The sequence below is a fragment of the Massilibacillus massiliensis genome, from assembly GCF_900086705.1.
GTDB classification, from domain to species: Bacteria; Bacillota; Negativicutes; order FLKF01; family FLKF01; genus Massilibacillus; species Massilibacillus massiliensis.
Genome location: NZ_LT575483.1, coordinates 1,192,511 through 1,211,233 on the forward strand (window position 1 = coordinate 1,192,511; position 18,723 = coordinate 1,211,233).

Here is an 18,723-nt window from a genome sequence, read left to right on the forward strand (position 1 = left end):
CATCGAAGGAACGGTACTTATTAAGGTAATGGCACTTTTGGCTTTTACCCTTAAAGTGCTGTTCACCTGATGTATTCAACCGAAACGTCCTGTTCGCAGCAGGGCGTTTTTGGTTTATATAGTATATGCATATCCTCAATAGGCTATGCTTTACACTTACATTTTATAATACATATTATGCATAGTCAATCATGTGTTACACGTTTAGCAATTTTAGCTTTTACTAAATCCCAAATACGAATAGGTTCCCTTTGAAAGACGAAGGGAGGTGATTGAATAACAAATTTACCTTCAAGAATTGTCTACAATAGCAGCTTTGCCTCGTTCACCGGTACGAATTTTTACGGCGTCTGCTACATCATAAACGAAGATTTTTCCATCACCGATATGACCGGTGCAGCAGGCTTTTTTTGCAGCCTCTAATACATCCTCTACTGGTACTTCACAAATCACAATTTCCACTTTAATTTTAGGGCTTAAGCTGACTTCTACAGTTTTGCCGCGATAAACTTCTTTATGCCCTTTGGATAAGCCACAGCCATATACATGGCTTACTGTCATACCAGTAACACCAATCATATTCATTGCTTCTTTCAGCTCTTCTAATTTTTCTGGACGTGTGATAATATCAACTTTTGTAATCTTGCACATAATAAAACGCCTCCTTAAAATTTATCTTTATCATTACATTTGGCCTTTATCGTAGGTAAACAACCTGCTTTGCAATAAATAAAAGGCTTACCCAAGCAGATTTGAATAAAACACTACTTAGATAAGCCTCTTTGCTCATGTAAACAAAATTTATTTATTTTTTTATAAAATCGCCCTAAAGTGTAACATTAGCTAAACTTAATATAGCATTTATCATGAATAAATGCAAGTCTTTTACAAGACCGACACTAGGCGAATGATAAATAATAGTTTTATATTTTTGCTGAAACAATTGGCGCATCCGCTTTTTGTTCCACAGCTTTTTCCTTCACTTCTTTAGGAATTTGAATTGGTTTTACTTGATCAAATTTTGAATACTGACATTGCACCAATACCTTCATACTGCCGAAAATAGTTTTTAACTGTGCTTTATCTTTTTCAGGAATATTGGCTTTTTCATTAATGGCTAAAATACTTCTTTGCATAATTTCTGATAAGTCCATATTCACCTGACTCACACGTTTTGTTTTTTTATCGATATGGACTGTATAGGTCATATCAGGGAAGTCCTTAAAAATAGTTTCCACGAAATTCAAATAATTTTTAGCGTCCGGACCACTTTGCAGCAAGATATTTTCTGTCATTTCTCTCAAAACATCTGCATCTAAGGTAAGACTAACTTCTTTGTCCGTATCTGTTTCAGATAAAACAACTGCCTTTTTTACGACTTTCATATAAGCAGTCATATCATATGGAGAAACCGCTCTTTCTGTTATGTATGGCAAAACTTGTTTTATGTATTTTCCCTCAACCTCGGTATAAGTGATCAATTGACGATCTACTTCCTCCATATATTGGGTCATACTTGTTTTCATCGTACGCTTTTCTGGATCTGTCATCACAAATTGCGACTCATTTTTATACCGCATTGGCTGTAATTCAATATCACTGCTATTATTAACTGCCATATTCATTAGCGATGTTTGAACATCAATTGCAATCTCTGTATGATAATTTTTTAACTTGGCCATGTTTTCATAAACAGATTGCATATACTCCATTGCCTCTGCTTCTTGTCCTGGCTGCTCCGCTGCAAACGCTGCGTTTGTAAAGCTAGTCATACTTAGCAAAACTGCAAATAACATATAAAAAAAGATTTTTCTCATATTCACCCTCCTCAAAACCTATTGATTTAATTCGCGATAAATCATAAATCCCCTGCCAGTTTTATACTTTCGCTCTGACAATCCATAGTGAATTCCAGCAGAACTGTGCACGACTGATTTGCTGCGCAGGGTAAATTTTTTGGGGAACATATTAGATCTGCGCCAAACGGATAAATATTTACACTAAAAAAGCTGCCACAAAAAGAATGGTTCTTCCTCTGACAGCCGCCGTTCGTATAATTTATTTAATAATTTGCACGAGATTTTCTTTCGATAAAGTTCCAATTGTAGATCGTGTCGTTTTGTAACCAAAGACCCCTACACTCATCGGTATGTATCCGCTCTTAATGCCAAGTTCTCCTGCTAGATCTTTTCCTTCATCTGTATCAAACATACATTTTAAAGAATAATTCCAACAAGCCCCGATTCCCATTTTATCAGCAACCAGCATCATATTGCCAAATGTAGCATGTGCTGCATTTTGTGTTTCTTCATCGTCCGTTTTACCAGAAATAATAATTAAAGTTGGCGCATTAAATAAAAAGTTTAAATTTTCTTCATTATAAAGAAGTTCTAATTTACCCTTTCCATTTTGAAAGAAAAGTTTTCCACAAAGTTCATTAATCTTATTTAAAACATCTGCATTTTGAACGATGGTAAAATTCCATTCTTGATTATTAATCATATTGGACACAAATTTACCAGCTTCAATAATATCCGTTAATTCGCTATCTCGAATTTGTTTAGAATCAAAATTACGGGAATTGCGCCTCATCAAACCATTTCTTAATAATTCGTTCATTTATATTCTCCGTTCTAAGTACGAGTATAATAGATATTTATATTATACTCTAAATCAGAAATGAAAAAAACTTTTATTTCTAATTTTTTTGCTCATTTTTACAAATTCAGACAAAATATAAGGTTTTTGTCCGAATTTATTCCACTTAGATAAATATAATACGAAACGATTCGCCGCTAAAAATTAGAGAAATTTTAAACTAAGATTACATAACCTCATCTTGAGCTTTGGTTTGGCCTTTTCCGGAAAAATACGTTCCGAAGGATGAAAAAATACCGACTTGCTAAAATCTGTAAACTCACTTCGTTCAAACAAACAGATTTCTTAACGCAAGCCGGTATTTTTTCAAGTTTTTTGGAGGTTTATGGCCTAGACTTTTTGATCCTTTTGTGGCAATGACAAAAGGATATCTACGCCCTTACAGACAATCTGCAGATTATCTGCTCATAACTTATCTTATAAAACTGCCGCTAATAGTAATGTTGTACTAATCGCAACTACAGATGCGATGCAAGTTGCAAGGGTATAAGATTTCAACGCGCCAACCACTGTTAAACCAAAATACTCTTTTACAATCCAAAAACCGGAATCTGTAACATGGGAGAAACAAATCGCACCAGAACCAACCGCGAGGGCAACAAGAGCCGGATCAAGACCTGGATGCTGTGCCAGCACTGGTGTTACAATACCCACGGCCGTCATCATGGCAACGGTTGCGGAACCAACAGAGAAACGCATAATTGCGGCAACAATCCAAGCTAGAATCAATGGGCTAAGTGCAAGACTTGCCAATACTTTACCAAGTTCTACCCCAAGACCGCTGTCTAGCAATACACGATTAAATGCACCGCCAGCACCGATAACCAATAAGATTCCGGCAACAGGACCAAAACATTCATCGGTAAATTTCAGAATTTGTTTCATGTCAAAACCACGTGCTAGACCAAGAGACCAATATGCAAAAAATGCGGAAATAAGAAGTGCAGTAATCGGATTCCCAATAAAGTTTACCAATGGTGCCATGGAAGAATCTTTTAAAGCACTTAAATCAAAGATTGTCTTTGCAACCATGATAAGCATTGGTAATAATACCGTAAACAAAGTGATCCCAAAACCAGGTAATTTATCATCAGAAATACGTTCTTCTTCTGGTTTATTCAATGCAGGCAGATCAACTTCAATATTATCTTTGATGAATCTTGTCCAAATTGGACCGCCAACAATTGCTGCAGGAATACAAACCAACATACCAAGCATAATGACCTTACCAATATCGGCATTTAAAGAAGCTGATATTGCCATCGCTGCAGGATGCGGTGGCAGCATGCAATGTACAATCTGTAAAGATACCCCCATTGGAATACCGATTCTTACAATCGACATCCCAGTTGCTCTGGCAACACTGATAACCAATGGAATTAAAAGTACAAAACCAACTTGGAAAAATACTGGTATCCCAGTAATAAAACCAACAACCATCATCGCCCAGCTCGCACGTTCTTTTCCCAGTGCGTTGATGAGTGTACGCGCCAGACGTTCGGCACCACCAGATGTTTCAAGCATTTTACCCAAAATGCTCCCCAACCCGAGAACCGTAGCTAGAAAACCAAGTGTACCGCCCATACCAGCTTCAATCGAAGCACAGATTTTAGCAAGTGGCATACCTGTCATAATGCCGACAAACATACACGCAATAATCAGACTAAGAAAAGCGTGCAGCCGTACTTTCATAATTAAAAAAACAACTAATGCAATTGCCGCAATTAAGGTCAATACTAAAAATGTAGTAGTCCCCACTTAACTCTCTCCTTTAAAATAAACGCTTATTTATCTAATTCTCTTTAAGCATTTTAATATAATTTTTTACTGTTTCTGACATGGTTTGCTGCGCTGCCTTGAGCATCGTTTCAAACCGCGTATTTTTCTCCGTATGAGATTCTAAAAAATCTCTTGCTTCTCGAACCGCACCTGTGGATATTTCCGTATTCACATTGATTTTGCGAACACCTAGAGAAACTGCTTTTTTAATCGCTTCCGCTGGAATGCCGGAGCAGCCATGTAAAACCACGGGTATACCAATGGCTGTACTAATTTGTGAAAGCCGTTCAAAATCAAGTTCCGGTGTTCCTTTATAAATTCCATGCGCATTGCCGATTGCAACTGCCAGTGCATCAATTCCGGTACCAGTTACATATTGCGTGGATGCACTTACACTCGTATATCCTTTTTCCAGTTCAAAGCCTTTTTCACTCGTGCCATCTTCATTATTCATATATCCGAGCTCACCTTCAACGCTAACACCAATTGCATGCGCTATATCAACAATTTTTCTCGTGTTGCTGATATTTTCTGCTAATGGCAGATAGGATCCATCGTACATAACAGAAGTAAACCCACAGCGAATCGCCCGCATAACAGTAGAAAATTCTTTGGCATGATCGAGGTGTAAAACCACAGGAATACTACTCGTAGAACAAAGTTTCTTTACAATTGCCGCAATCACCTCAATAGGCGCATGCGATATATATCCTTCGCCAAAAGAAATGATCACTGGCTCATTTAATTCCTGCGATGCGTCAATAACGGCGAGTATAGACTCCAAGTTATAAACATTAAATGATCCAACAGCACTTTTATGGTCTTCAGCATATTTTAAAATTGTTTTAAGGTTAACAAGCATGATGTTTTCCTGCTTTCTTATTTATCATTTAACATGTCAACAACTTCACGAAGCGTAGTCACCGCACCAACATTTCCTGGGAATATAATGTACGGCAGATTTGGGAACTTGCTTTCTAAGCCAGTTTGCCATACCGGAATTCCAGGCTTCACTTGCCCCATAACATTTGCTTTTTTCACTGCAAGCCCTTTTGTTCCAACGTCACTAGAAGTAATGCCGCCCTTGGCAATTAAGAAACTTGGCTGAATGCCGAGTCTTGATACGATACTGGTAATTGCTTCAGAAATCTTTACTGATACTTTTAAAGATTCTTCTTGACTGCCTACGTCTAAACGTTTGCGACCTGTGTATACTGTAACAGTTTGCCCATTTTTAATGCATTCTTCCGTTACGCTGATAATACGATTTAATTCCATTTCTAGTTTTTCTGGTTCCAACACAAGTAAATGATTGAATTCAATGAACTTTACATACTCGCATTTTTGCAATTCTGCCAATTGTTCTGTCGTTTTCTTCACATGAGAACCAACGATGACAAGACCGCCATTTTTATTATCTTTTGCTACAAGCTCTGGTTTTTGTAACAGATCTTTGTCACTCACACCACCAATTACCTTCGTAAATGCCGCCGCAGTTCTAAACATAAATGTTTTGCCATGCGTCATTGCTTGAATAAGTGCAATTGCAAATACTTTTACATCTACATAATCGACAGCATTCACGATCACTTTATTAAAATCTTTCACTGCCAATAGTTGTTTCGTAATACCATCTATATCAAAACTTCTAATACTATCTAACGAAATACAAGTCGTATCAACTGCTTTATATTCACCTTTTGTTTTTTCTTCCACATATTTTGTTAAATCCGATGATTTATACATAAAAGTTTTATCGTTTGCAAATTCTGTTTCACCCGCTGGTGTCAAATATTCGCCTTCTTGTACATAATGCACGTTGCCGATGGTGAAGCGTCCACCTTCTTTAAAGAATGGCATCAATACTTCGCCGTCAATTTTTTCGCCGGCATTTTCTTCTACTACCGATTTTAACGTTTGTGTTTCAAGTGGGAAATGCCCACGAAGTGTTGAATCACTGCGGCTGATGATCATAAATTCTTTGCCTGTTTTCTTCGCCTCTGCAGCAATGCGGTTTGCCATTTCCGTATGTGCTTTTTTTGTTTCATCCGCTGAAAAAGCTCTGGAATTTGTTAAAATAAAAAACATCGAGTTGTTTTCAGCAAATCCCGCTGCAATACTTTCTTCTGACCAATCCGTATACACAGATATATCATGCACAGTTTGCACGCCAGTTGGATCATCATCTAAAACCACAATCTTTTTATTGAAACTTTTTAATGCTTCTGCTAGTTTTTTATCTACCATTTTTTCATCAATGGATCTGATTTCTTCAAATACCTGTGTCTTTAATACTTTTGCCATATTCTTTTACTCCTCTGCTTATATTCATATCTTTTTCTCATTTTATAAGAAAGAAGTAAAAAATAAGGCTTAACTATTTTCTACTTCTTTCCATTATCATAAATATCTTTGCTTTTGGGGTAATTCATCTTTTTGCTAGTAATAAATATCTCTAAAACTTTTTACTTACTAAGATCTGAATAAATTATTTAGAAGAACCTGCCTTTACTTCTACACCGGCTACTTTTTCATAGAATTGAACAATTCCGCTATGGTCGTCCATAATGTGACCATCTGCTTTTAAGCTATGCATAATTTGCTTTAATTGACTTGTAAGAATTAAAGGAACATCAAGGCTTTGCGCTGTATCCATGACGTTGGTAATATCTTTTAAATTAATGGCAAGTGTTCCGCCTGGTTTAAAGTTACGGCTTACCATCATAGGTGCTTTTGCATCTAATACAACACTGCCGGCAAGACCGCCGCGGATTGCTTGGTAGACTTTTTCTGGATCAGCTCCAGCTTTTTGTGCAAGTACGAGTGCTTCAGCCACTGCCGCGATATTTAAGTTCACAATGATCTGGTTTGCTAATTTTGCAACTGAACCACTGCCATTACCACCTACAACAGTAATAGATTTACCCATTGCCAAGAAAACGTCTTTCATTTTTTCAACAACAGCTTCGTCTCCGCCAATCATATAAGCAAGCGTTGCATTGACTGCGCCAGGTTCTCCACCACTTACAGGTGAATCAAGGAATGGACAATCATATTTTGCTGCCATTGCTGCAAATTCTTTAGATGCAACTGGCGATACAGAGCTCATATCTACAATGGTTGTACCAGGTTTTACACCTGCTAAAATCCCATCTTCAGCTTCCAATAAAGATTTAACAATCGCTGCATTAGGTACAATCGTAATGACAATCTCACTGTCAGCTGCAAGCTCTTTTGGTGAAGCGGCTGATTTTGCGCCAGCTTCAACTAATACTTCAACTGCTTTTGCACTGATATCATAAACTGTAATATCAATACCCGCTTTTAATAAATTGAGTGCCATAGGTCTACCCATAATTCCTAATCCAATAAAACCAACTCTTGACATGTGAAAACCTCCTCTTAATAATTAGGCTATTTATAACAAACATGCAGCAAAAAATAGCGTATTTTGAAAATATTCAGACAACTATTCTGCCCTATGTTTTATTATCTATACATAAATTTCGTTTCACTAGAATGTAACATACTACTATGGTTTTAACCTGTATGTAGCATACTACTCACAATAAATAAAAACTGCGTAGATAGACAAACCAATTTTTATTTTCTTAATCTAAATTACAATGCTTCATCACTTCTATGGTATTTTGCATATGCCGTTCAAACGATGCATATGCACGATCTTCATCGCCACTTTTAATCGTTTCAAACAACGCTTCATGTTCTTTGATCGCAATACGCATGCGTTCACCTTGCTTAAGTGAATTCACAATTGCTTTCTCAATCCGCGAGCGAAGCATATGAATCATATTGATAAAATATTCATTTTTAGTAAAATCAACAATCAAGCCATGAAAATCAACATCAGCCTGCATAAAGTCATAATAACGATGCTCATTATCAACAGCTTCCGCTTCCAGCTTTAAACAGGTGTTTAAAAGCAGCACAACTTCTTTCGCCGCCGGTGTATCAATATTTCTTGTCAAACATCTGACACTATAACCTTCAATCGCGACCCTTGCTTCAATCAGCTTTTTGACATCCTCAAACAACAATGGTTTAATCATAAACCCTCGATTGTTATAAATCTCCAGCATATTCTCATGCCGTAATTGAAGCACAGCCTCTCTCACCGGGGTTCTTGAAATGTTAAGCTGCGTGGCAAACATTTGCTCAGAATAGATTTCACCAGTTTTCAGCTCACCGTTAATGATCGCCTTTTTTAAATACTGATAAACTTGATCTTTCAAAGACACTCTCTGTAAAATGTTTCCCGCCATATTTTGCTATAACCTCTGTATATTTACTTAAATTTTATAAAATTTTCGTTCTCGTATGTAGCATACTACGCCTTAATATGCCTTGTCAATATTGCGGAACAAGTTATTTTTTTCTCTAACTTACCCCGACTTAATTTATGGAAAACCATGAAGATTTTTAACGATTATCGACTTTATCCATACCAACTAAATCATGTTGTTTAAAGCGTTCCCAAGCAAGCTCTTCATATTTTGTTCCTGCTTTACCATAATTGCAATAAGGATCAATCGAAATACCGCCGCGTGGTAAAAATTTCCCCCATACCTCGATATATTTAGGATCCATTAGGCGAATCAAATCTTTCATGATAATATTCACGACATCTTCATGAAAATCTCCATGATTTCTAAAACTCACCAAATAAAGTTTCAATGATTTACTTTCTACCATTTTGATAGTCGGGATATAGCTGATGTAGATTGTCGCAAAATCAGGTTGCCCAGTCATTGGACAAAGGCTGGTAAATTCCGGACAGTTAAATTTAACCCAATAGTCGTTGTCAGGGTGTTTATTATCAAATGCCTCTAAGACTTCCGGCTGATATTCATATTGATAATCAACGCCTTTCTTTCCCAATAAAGTAATATCTTGCATTTCTCTTGCATGTCTTTTTTCTATCATATTGCACTCCTGTCTCGTTTTCCGTTTTGTATGATTATTGTATCATGTACAACAATATTCAACAATATTCAGTGAAACTGCTATTAAAATTCTGTTAATATTTCATTCATCCTTTACTTTTCTCTATATTTTTTCAGTTTATCGTCGTAAAATGAAGGTACAGAGCAATATTTTCTATGAAAGGCTGGGACATATGATGAATTGTGCAAATTGTAAAACACATAACTGCTACAAAGCGGGGCAAAACTGTACGAGAACTACAGTAGAGGAATGTAAAGATCTCTACACCGAAGAAGACAAAAAGATCATGAGGGTCGCCGCAGATGTTGAGGGCAACCATTATATGCAAATCACACGTTTAGAGGAAACTATGATTTTCGCTAAAGAATACGGAGCAAAAACAATTGGGCTTGCCTTTTGTATCGGGCTTGCAAATGAAGCAAAATTGATTCAAATGTATTTAGAAAAAGAATTTAAAATTCACTCTGTATGCTGCAAAGTTTGTGGCGTAGCGAAAACGAATTTTGATTTAACACAGATTAAAGCCGGTACAAGGGAAACGATGTGTAACCCCAAAATGCAGGCAAATATATTAGCACAACAAAAAACTGAACTGAATTTTACGATCGGTCTTTGTGTAGGCCATGATATGCTGTTTAATGCGGCATCTACAGTACCGACTTCTTGTATTATCACGAAAGATCGTTTATTAGGTCACAATCCCGTTGCCGCGATCAGTACACGTTATTGGCGTAGAAAATTAGGAATTCAGGGGGAAATCACATTACAAGACGATTAACCTTGTCTAAAGATCTTAGGGCGTGTCTGAAAATAGCATACTACTTTCTTAATTTTATTGTTTAAATGTATATTTCAGTTCGTACCTATGCTAAAATAAACTTAAGTTTACATATTAAGGGGTGATATCATGAAACTACGTACAAAAATGTTAACTTTTCTATTGATTCCCGTTATTATCTTAATTTGTTCCTTAAGTCTTTATTCCTACTTTACGGCAAAATCAGCCCTAGAAGTACAAATCGAAACTGCCAATTCAGCACTTTTAAATGTGTATAGTGCTAAAATTAACCAAACGTTGGTACGCCAAGAGGGTGTAGCGAATGAATTGGCTTCTAGCTTATCCATGCAGATGTCAGACGCAGAAATTCGTACACGTATTCAGGCAGCGAAAAAATCAAATCCAGAAATTAAAAATATCATGGTTGCATTTCAAGACAAGCGATATATGGATACAGACAATTGGATTCCCACAGCTGATTACGATGCCCGTACCAGAGCGTGGTACACAAAAGGGTTTGCAGCAAGTAATTTAATCTATTCAGATATCTATATTGATGCAAATTCCGGCGGACTCATGGTGAATATGGGGCATTCAATTATTACAAATGGAGAAAAAAGTGGTGTCATCGCAATTGAAATGGATCTAACAAAACTGTTTAATGTCGTGGATCAAATGACGACAGCCAAAACGGGCTATACATTTATTGCAGATGCAAATGGTGCTTTAATTAAGCATCCTGAATTCAAGCCGGATGAGCATCTTGCAAAAGTAAAAAATGGGATTCTTGCACCGTTCTTTGAAAAACAAAAAACGGAAAAAGAAACTTCTATGTTGCTTGATGAGAATGGAGAAAAGAAAATTTATGCCGCCACACCAATCGGGACTACCGGCTGGTCAATGTGTTCGGTGACACCTTATCAAGAACTCTATGAAGGAATTAATAATATGGGCTTGGTCTCTGGACTCATTGGATTTTTTGTAATTTTGCTGTTGAGCGGTATCATTGTTTGGTTGACTTTAAATATCACCACAGCTTTGAACAAAATGCAAAGGCTTTCTGAAGAGCTAGCTTCTGGGGATTTTTCGGACAGACCTGAAACGATTCACAGTAATGATGAAATCGGACAATTATCACGTGCTTTATATACGATGCGTTCGAAACTGCGCAGCTTAATTCAGCAAGTCAGCATTTCTGCTGAACAGCTAGCGGCTGCAAGCGAAGAATTGACTGCAAGTGCTGACCAATCGGCTGAAGCTGCACAACAAATCGCTGTTTCGATCACCGAAGTTGCCAATGGTTCAAATCAGCAATTGTCTTCTATTGATAAAACAACGGAAGCAGTAAACAAAATGTCGAATAACTTGACCAATCTTATTGAAACAACCAATAAAGGTACTGAAACAGCCAACCAGTCGGCTCAAAAATCCAGCGATGGAAATAAAATTATTTTAAAAGCAATTGAACAAATGCATAGCATCAAAAAAACTGTAGGATCGTCGGCTGGCGTGGTTGAAGAACTAGGCGCATGCTCGGAAGAAATCGGTCAAATCGTAGATACAATTTCAGCAATCGCCGGACAAACAAATTTGCTGGCACTTAATGCGGCAATTGAAGCAGCCCGTGCGGGTGAACAAGGAAAAGGGTTCGCCGTAGTTGCAGAAGAAGTAAGAAAACTCGCCGAACAATCACAAGAAGCTGCCAAACATATTGCGGAACTGATTTCCAAGATCCGTCTGGAAACAGCGAATGCGGTAGAGGCAATGCATCAAGGAACAAATGAAGTCCAATTAGGTACCGAAGTTGTAAATGATGCTGGCAAAGTATTTGAAGATATTAATCGAATGATCGCCGAGGTAAACCAACAATTTCATGCCGCATATCAGGCAATCGAGTATCTCAATACCAGCAACCAGGATATTGTAACTGCTATAGAATCTATCGATCAAGTAAGCAAAGCAACAACAGTCGAAGCAGAAACCGTATCTGCTGCTACAGAAGAACAAGCTGCCTCAATGCATGAATTAACAACTTCAAGTCAGTCCTTAGCAAACCTTGCACAAGAACTGCAGATTGCTGCAAGTAAGTTTAAGGTGTAGTTCGTTGTATCGACTAAGATTTATTTGTAGAATTCTTAGTCGATCTATAAACATATGGCTGTCCTTTTGGCATTGCCCAAAAGAACGAAAAGGCTAGGCCTCACCCCTCCAAAACACTTGAAAAAACACCGACTTACTAAAATCTGTGAACTCACTTCGTTCAAACAAACAGATTTCTTAACGTAAGTCGGTGTTTTTTCATCCTTCGTAACGTGTTTTTCCGGAAAAGGCCAGGAACCGAAAAAGACTGCCACATTAAAATGCGGCAGTCTCAAGACAAAGCAACTGGTATTCACAAAGTGAATCCCAGTTGCTGAAATTCGTTCCACTTATAAACTAGTACGAAGATAGGTTGCCGGTTGGTGAGAAGTGCTCAGATGCTAGGCGCGACAAGGGGTTGTGAAGGAGTCGTACTGTCGTACTAGGGCGAGCAGCACCTTGTTGCAACGACGCAGATGAGTTCTTATCGCCGCCCCGCAGCCTATCTGTCCATAGAGTCTATAAATAATTATTTAGCCTTTGGCTTATTGCCTGACTTCAGCACCTTATTTGCTTGACGATTGGCAAAAAAATTATCAGTTTTCTTAGCCTTAATCAAATTTTTATAACTGCTTTTGGGAGAAATTTTTCCCATGGACTCACCCCCTGGATCTATTGTCCACATTATATACTGATTTATCATGAAATGCAATTGCTGCTAATCTTCGTCAATAAAAGTATTACACACCAGTATAAAATAACACGACAATAAATTAAGCAGCTATTTTACATTCAGATTGAAATATCTGCAGGCATTATAATATGAAATATCTTGCACAATCTGCCCAAGTTGTTTTATATCATTTGGATATTCTCCGTTCTCAACCCAAGTACCGAGTAAATTACATAGAATTCTTCTGAAATATTCGTGCCGTGTGTAGGAAAGAAAACTTCTTGAATCCGTTAACATGCCAATAAAATTTCCTAACACGGATAAATTGGCTAAACTGGTAAGTTGTTCTTCGATGCCCTTTTTCGTATCATTGAACCACCAAGCACTGCCATGCTGTATCTTGCCAGGAATTTCACCGCTCTGAAAATTCCCTAAAATAGATCCTAGCATTGCATTATCATTCGGATTTAATGAATATAGTACAGTCTTTGGCAACTCTTCCGTTTGATTGAGTGCATCCAAGAGTCTTACAATACCTTCTCCACAATTATAGGAGGCAATACAATCAAACCCTGTATCCGGGCCTTGTACAAGATATTCTTTGGTATTGCCGTCACGTAATGCACTATAGTGAATCTGCATTACCCACTGATATTTTTTATATTGTTTGCCAAAAAATAAGAGCAACGCTGTTTTATAACGTTCTATCGCTGCCACCGTAAGTTCTTTACCATTCAAAGCATCTTGAAAAATTTGATTTAGTTCTTCTTTTGTACTTTCCCGATAAAATACATATTCGAGTGCATGATCAGAGGCACGGCAACCTAATTCATCGAAATACGCGATACGTTTTTCTAACGCTTGATATAACGTATCTATGCTGGAAATGTGAATCCCGCTTACCATAGCAAGTTTTTTTATGTAATTTTTGAACTCTGGTTTCTCAATACGGATTGCTTTATCCGGCCGAAATGATGGAATGACTTTTGCACTGCAGGCATGCTCTGCACGAATCTGTTTATGCCATTTTAAATCATCGATCGGATCATCGGTGGTTCCGATAACAGCAACATTCGATTGCTGAATAATTCCGCATACCGATAACGCGGGAAGACGTAGTTTTTGATTGCAAATCTGCCAAATTTCCTCTGCTGTAGTTTCAGAAAGGGTTAAATCACAGTCAAAATAACGTTTTAGCTCCAAATGCGTCCAATGATATAAGGGGTTTCCAATTGCCTTTGGCATCGTTTGGGCGAACTTTTGAAACTTCTCCCAATCTGAAGATTCCTTTCCGGTGATATACGCTTCAGCAATTCCATTCGAACGAATCATTCTCCACTTATAATGGTCGCCAGAAAGCCAAGCTTCGGTAATACTGGAAAACGTATGATTCTTAGCAATCTGCTCTGGGTTGATATGACAATGATAATCAAGAATCGGCATTTGTTTTGCATAGTCATGAAACAGCGTTTTCGCTGTTTCATTACCCAATAAGAAATTTTCATCCATAAAGCTTTTCATTCATTTCACTCCTCATCATATTTAGAAATAGTCTATGTTTATAACGTAACACCATCTTTAAAAATCGCTAAATCACGTTTATCAAGTAATTCAGATTTTGCTCGCTGTTTACCCGAAGAAATTTCTAGTATATAAGAAAAAAATTCATCAGAAAGCTCCTGCATCTTCACTCCGCTGAGCAGTCTGCCCGCATCAAAATCAATCCAGTTTGCTTTTTTTACCGCAAGTGCGGAGTTGCTTGCTACTTTTAATGTGGGCACCGGACAGCCAAACGGTGTCCCTCGACCGGTCGTAAACAAAACAAGCTGCGCTCCTGCTGCTGCCAAGGCGGTAGAAGCGACGAGATCATTGCCCGGCGCTTCCAATAAGTTTAAGCCTCGATTGATGACGGAGTCACCATAGGAAAGCACATCTACAACCGGAGCACTGCCGCCTTTTTGTACACAGCCAAGCGATTTATCTTCTAATGTCGTAATGCCGCCAGCTTTATTGCCCGGTGACGGATTTTCATTGATTTTTTGACCATACCGCATAAAATATTTTTTGAAATTGTTAATCAAAGCAACCGCTTTTTGAAAGGTAGGCTCATCAACACAGCGATTCATCAGCAATGTTTCCGCTCCAAACATTTCAGGTACTTCTGTTAGGATAGAAGTACCGCCTTCGGCAATTAACTGATTGGAAAATTGTCCAACAAGCGGATTGGCAGTGATTCCGGAAAATCCATCCGAACCTCCGCATTTTAATCCTACTACAAGCTGCTCAGCACTGCAGGGCTGCCGATCGAATTGCGAAGCATAATGACAAAGTTCTTTTATCAGCACCAGAGCTGCGCTGACTTCGTCTTCATGCTCTTGGCAATTTAAAAATTTCACTCTTTTTTCATCATACGAACCTAATATTTTTTTCAATTCATTTATTTGATTATTCTCGCACCCTAATCCCAATACCAAAACTGCTCCAGCGTTTGGATGTCTTATCAAGCCGGCTAAAAGTTTCTGCGTGAAAAGTTGATCATCGCCAAGCTGTGAACAGCCATAAGGATGACTGTAAGAGAAAATTCCATCTATTTGCGGTGTTAAAAATATCCCTGCCTGCTGTTCAATCGCTTTGGCAATTGCATTTACACAGCCGACGGTAGGAATGATCCAGACTTCATTGCGAATTCCAACTTTTCCATCCGCCCGTTGATATCCTAAAAACATATTTGCCTGCTTCTTTTCAATAGGTTCAAACTCTGGCCTGTATTGATAGTCGAGCAGATCGCCCAGCCGTGATTTTACATTATGTACATGCACCCATTCACCTGCGGTAATATTGGCGGAGGCAAGTCCGATAGGAAAACCATATTTTATAATACGTTCCCCTTGGGCAATCGCTGTTAATGCGACCTTTTGTCCTGTATCGATTGCATTTTGCAAAGTGATTTGATTTCCTTGGACACTGATCACTTCACCCTTTTCATGTGCATCTACAGCGACCGCTACATTGTCTTGTTCATGAATTTTGATAAAATTTTTCATGGTTACACCAATCCCTAATCTACAAGTTTTTGCATGGTCTTATACATACCATCTTTCTCAATCATTTCTAAATAAAACATAATTTGCTCTGTTAACCCCGCGTATTGACTTAAATCTTCTCCCCAAAACTGTACATTTGAAACTACATTGGTACTTAAGTCAGCAATTGATTTCTGACTATGCGCAGCAAAAAATTGCAATACTTTGTCATCATCATGAATTGCATATGGTTTGCCATCACGATACCCAACCAAACTTCCAGACTGATATTCTCTTGCTGTATAGAAACGAATCAGGGCTGCTAAAGAAAAAGCAACTCGTCTCGGTATAGATTTCGTCTGCCGATACTGATCACGTAGAATTGGCAAAACTCTTGTTTTCCACTTTGCGACAGAGTTTAAAGAAATCGAAAGCAAGGCATGTTTTACAAAAGGATTTTCAAATCGCTCAAATACCGATTTTGCAAATTGCACAGCTTCTTCTGGTGGCAGTTTCACGGTCGGTACAATTTCCTCAAATACAATTTGCTCCATATACGTTCGAATCACGGAGTCTTGCATGCAATCCAAGACAGTGTTTTTTCCTGCTAGATAGGCTGCTAGAGCGGTAGACGTATGCGCACCATTTAAAATTCGAACTTTCCGGTCACGATAGGGTTCTAAATCTTCTGTGAACACTACCGATAGTGTAGTATTTGAGAGTGGAAGCCGGCTTGCAAGATCCGCTTCCGACTCAATGACCCATAAACCAAAAGGCTCTCCTGTCGTCAGCAGTACATCTTGATAGCCTAATTTTTCTTCAAATTGATGGATTTCTTCGCTTGGATATCCTGGGACAATACGATCTACCAAGCTATTGCAAAAAACGTTATGCTCTGCAATCCAAGTTTTAAATTTTTCTTCGAGATTCCACAATGAACTATACGCTAAAATACAGTCACGTAATTTTTCACCATTGGTTTCGATAAGCTCTAGTGGCAGTAAAACCAATCCTTTTGCAGGATCACCCTGAAAAAATTTAAATCGTTCATATAAAAATTTCGTTAACTTTCCAGGATAGGTATTGGGCGGAGTCATCGCGAACTGATCTTGTATGTCGTAAACGATTCCCGCTTCTGTTGTATTGGAAATCACGAATTCTAACTCTTCCAGTTTTGCCAGTGCCATAAATTCATCATATTGCCGATATGCTTCCAGCGTTTTTTGTAGACAAGTAATCACTCTATTTTCTTCATATACTTTTCCATCTTTTATCCCGCGCAGAGAAACGGTATAGAGATTTTCTTGCTGATGAAATTTTTCCATACTTCCTATGCGCGGTTTTATCACCGCGATATCCCCATGAAAAGAGCCGTTTTCATTTGCAACATCAACTGCATAATCAACAAAGCCTCTCAAAAAATTTCCTTCCCCAAATTGAAGAATTTTGATCGGTCTGTGTGAACGATGATGAAGATCACGAATTTTTTTCATTTGAATTCTTCTCTCCCTTATTAAAAAGATGATCTAAATTTACAATGTAAGTGCTTACATTTTTTATTTTAGCATTGTGATTTTATATGTCAATATAAGTTTTATGAATTTATTAAATATTTTTAATTTACGAATAATTTTAAATATCAGCTGTAAAGGTTAACAAAATTCTTTGATTTTAACAAAGTTTTGGTTATACTTAGGATATACGAAATCTGAGGTGAACCAAATGACAATTTACGATATTGCACGCAGTTGCAATGTATCAATTGCCACTGTTTCCAGAGTATTAAACGGAAGTCATAAGGTAAGTAAGCAAACAAGAGATAAAGTTCTTGCCATGATGGCAAAACAAAATTATACGCCAAATGTATTTGCACGCGGACTTGGTCTGGATTCGATGAAAATGATCGGTATTCTCTGCACGGATGTTGCCGATCCTTTTTTCGCGAAGGCTGTTTCCTTAGTTGAATTTGATTTAAAAAAACGTGGTTTTGATGTACTATTAGCCTGTACAGGGAATGCATTAGAGGACAAAAAGAAATATCTGCATGTATTACTTGAGAAACGTGTCGATGCCATTTTGTTAATTGGTTCTCCTTTTCGAGAAAATGAGGATAATACACATATCGAAAATGCTGCACAGCAGGTTCCGATTCTCATCATCAACGGATTGGTTGATCACCCTAATATTTACTGCGTATTATGTGATGAAAAAGAAGCCATGCTGAAAAATGTAGAGCTCCTTCATCGGCAAGGATTTCATGAAATTCTCTATCTCTATGATGCTTTGACCTTTGGCGGACAACAAAAACTCAGCGGCTATAAGCAAGGATTAAAAAATTGCGGTCTATCAGAAGATAAGAAATTATTTCACAAAATCCCTAAAACGATGGAAGCTGCAATACAAATCACACAGAACTTACTGCAGCAGAATATAAAATTTTCTGCCGCAATCGCCGCGGAAGATCTGCTGGCAATTGGCATACAAAAAGCAACGCGCAGTGCGGGCCTGTCTATCCCTATTATCGGCTTTAATAATTCCATTTTAGCAAAATGTACAACACCGGAACTCACCAGTGTCGATAACCGCCTAGATGTACTATGTCCGACAGCGGTCGAGCAATTGCTCGAAATCTTAAGCGGCAATGAAGTTCCGCAAAAAACAATTATTCCGGCACAAATTATTGAGCGAGAAAGTTTTAAATTCTCAATATAAAACTTTTATCGACAGTCTGAAAACATATAAACTATAATAAATGAATACCATAACAA

At 37.8% G+C, this 18,723-nt stretch carries 16 protein-coding genes; 3 read left to right on the plus strand and 13 right to left on the minus strand.

All coding sequences use genetic code 11. From position 1 onward, the window contains the following. Positions 1-291 precede the first annotated feature (291 nt). The 9 genes from BN6559_RS06005 to queF form a co-directional block, all read right to left on the minus strand. Entirely contained in the window at positions 292-651 is a 360-nt protein-coding gene (locus BN6559_RS06005; RefSeq protein WP_110953874.1) for a P-II family nitrogen regulator, read from the minus strand. 272 nt (positions 652-923) lie between these two features. After that, the gene (locus BN6559_RS06010; protein WP_110953875.1) at positions 924-1,817 is read right to left on the minus strand and encodes a DUF6612 family protein; all 894 of its coding nucleotides are present in this window, start codon (positions 1,815-1,817) and stop codon (positions 924-926) included. 241 nt (positions 1,818-2,058) lie between these two features. Next, positions 2,059-2,619: a nitroreductase family protein gene (locus BN6559_RS06015; RefSeq protein ID WP_110953876.1), complete on the minus strand. Its 561-nt coding sequence runs from the start codon at positions 2,617-2,619 to the stop codon at positions 2,059-2,061. Positions 2,620-3,075: 456 nt separating this feature from the next. Beyond that, complete coding sequence (locus tag BN6559_RS06020; RefSeq protein WP_110953877.1) at positions 3,076-4,416, minus strand: GntT/GntP/DsdX family permease; 1,341 nt, start codon at positions 4,414-4,416, stop codon at positions 3,076-3,078. 34 nt (positions 4,417-4,450) lie between these two features. After that, a complete protein-coding gene (locus BN6559_RS06025) occupies positions 4,451-5,299 on the minus strand; it encodes a class II fructose-bisphosphate aldolase (RefSeq protein ID WP_110953878.1) in 849 nt (282 codons plus the stop codon). A gap of 17 nt (positions 5,300-5,316) precedes the next feature. Then, on the minus strand, positions 5,317-6,741 hold the full coding sequence (locus BN6559_RS06030) for a four-carbon acid sugar kinase family protein (protein ID WP_110953879.1): 1,425 nt from the start codon (positions 6,739-6,741) through the stop codon (positions 5,317-5,319). Between the two features lie 184 nt (positions 6,742-6,925). Continuing rightward, positions 6,926-7,825, minus strand: coding sequence for a 2-hydroxy-3-oxopropionate reductase (garR, locus tag BN6559_RS06035; RefSeq protein WP_110953880.1), 900 nt, complete (start codon positions 7,823-7,825; stop codon positions 6,926-6,928). A gap of 223 nt (positions 7,826-8,048) precedes the next feature. Next, positions 8,049-8,690: a GntR family transcriptional regulator gene (locus tag BN6559_RS06040; protein WP_199883784.1), complete on the minus strand. Its 642-nt coding sequence runs from the start codon at positions 8,688-8,690 to the stop codon at positions 8,049-8,051. Between the two features lie 187 nt (positions 8,691-8,877). Next, entirely contained in the window at positions 8,878-9,381 is a 504-nt protein-coding gene (gene queF / locus BN6559_RS06045) for a preQ(1) synthase (protein ID WP_110953882.1), read from the minus strand. Between the two features lie 193 nt (positions 9,382-9,574). Here queF and BN6559_RS06050 point away from each other — a divergent pair, with 193 nt between their 5' ends. Next, positions 9,575-10,180 carry a DUF1847 domain-containing protein gene (locus tag BN6559_RS06050; RefSeq protein ID WP_199883785.1) on the plus strand — a complete coding sequence of 202 codons (606 nt, stop codon included), beginning with the start codon at positions 9,575-9,577 and terminating at the stop codon, positions 10,178-10,180. Positions 10,181-10,309: 129 nt separating this feature from the next. Then, on the plus strand, positions 10,310-12,280 hold the full coding sequence (locus tag BN6559_RS06055) for a methyl-accepting chemotaxis protein (RefSeq protein ID WP_110953884.1): 1,971 nt from the start codon (positions 10,310-10,312) through the stop codon (positions 12,278-12,280). 508 nt (positions 12,281-12,788) lie between these two features. On the opposite strand, the gene BN6559_RS19635 is transcribed toward BN6559_RS06055, so the two are convergent. The 4 genes from BN6559_RS19635 to BN6559_RS06070 all read right to left on the minus strand — a co-directional run bounded on the left by BN6559_RS19635 (position 12,789) and on the right by BN6559_RS06070 (position 17,448). Continuing rightward, positions 12,789-12,914, minus strand: a complete 126-nt coding sequence (locus BN6559_RS19635; RefSeq protein ID WP_267886703.1) for a hypothetical protein — start codon at positions 12,912-12,914, stop codon at positions 12,789-12,791. Positions 12,915-13,040: 126 nt separating this feature from the next. Beyond that, positions 13,041-14,453 (minus strand): glucuronate isomerase, encoded by a 1,413-nt coding sequence (gene uxaC / locus BN6559_RS06060; protein ID WP_110953885.1) that lies wholly within the window; start codon positions 14,451-14,453, stop codon positions 13,041-13,043. A 38-nt stretch (positions 14,454-14,491) separates the two neighbouring features. Then, positions 14,492-15,976 (minus strand): UxaA family hydrolase, encoded by a 1,485-nt coding sequence (locus tag BN6559_RS06065; protein ID WP_110953886.1) that lies wholly within the window; start codon positions 15,974-15,976, stop codon positions 14,492-14,494. A gap of 14 nt (positions 15,977-15,990) precedes the next feature. After that, positions 15,991-17,448: a tagaturonate reductase gene (locus tag BN6559_RS06070; protein ID WP_110953887.1), complete on the minus strand. Its 1,458-nt coding sequence runs from the start codon at positions 17,446-17,448 to the stop codon at positions 15,991-15,993. Positions 17,449-17,677: 229 nt separating this feature from the next. Between BN6559_RS06070 and BN6559_RS06075 the strand changes: the two genes are divergently transcribed. Further along, complete coding sequence (locus BN6559_RS06075) at positions 17,678-18,667, plus strand: LacI family DNA-binding transcriptional regulator (protein WP_110953888.1); 990 nt, start codon at positions 17,678-17,680, stop codon at positions 18,665-18,667. Positions 18,668-18,723 lie beyond the last annotated feature (56 nt).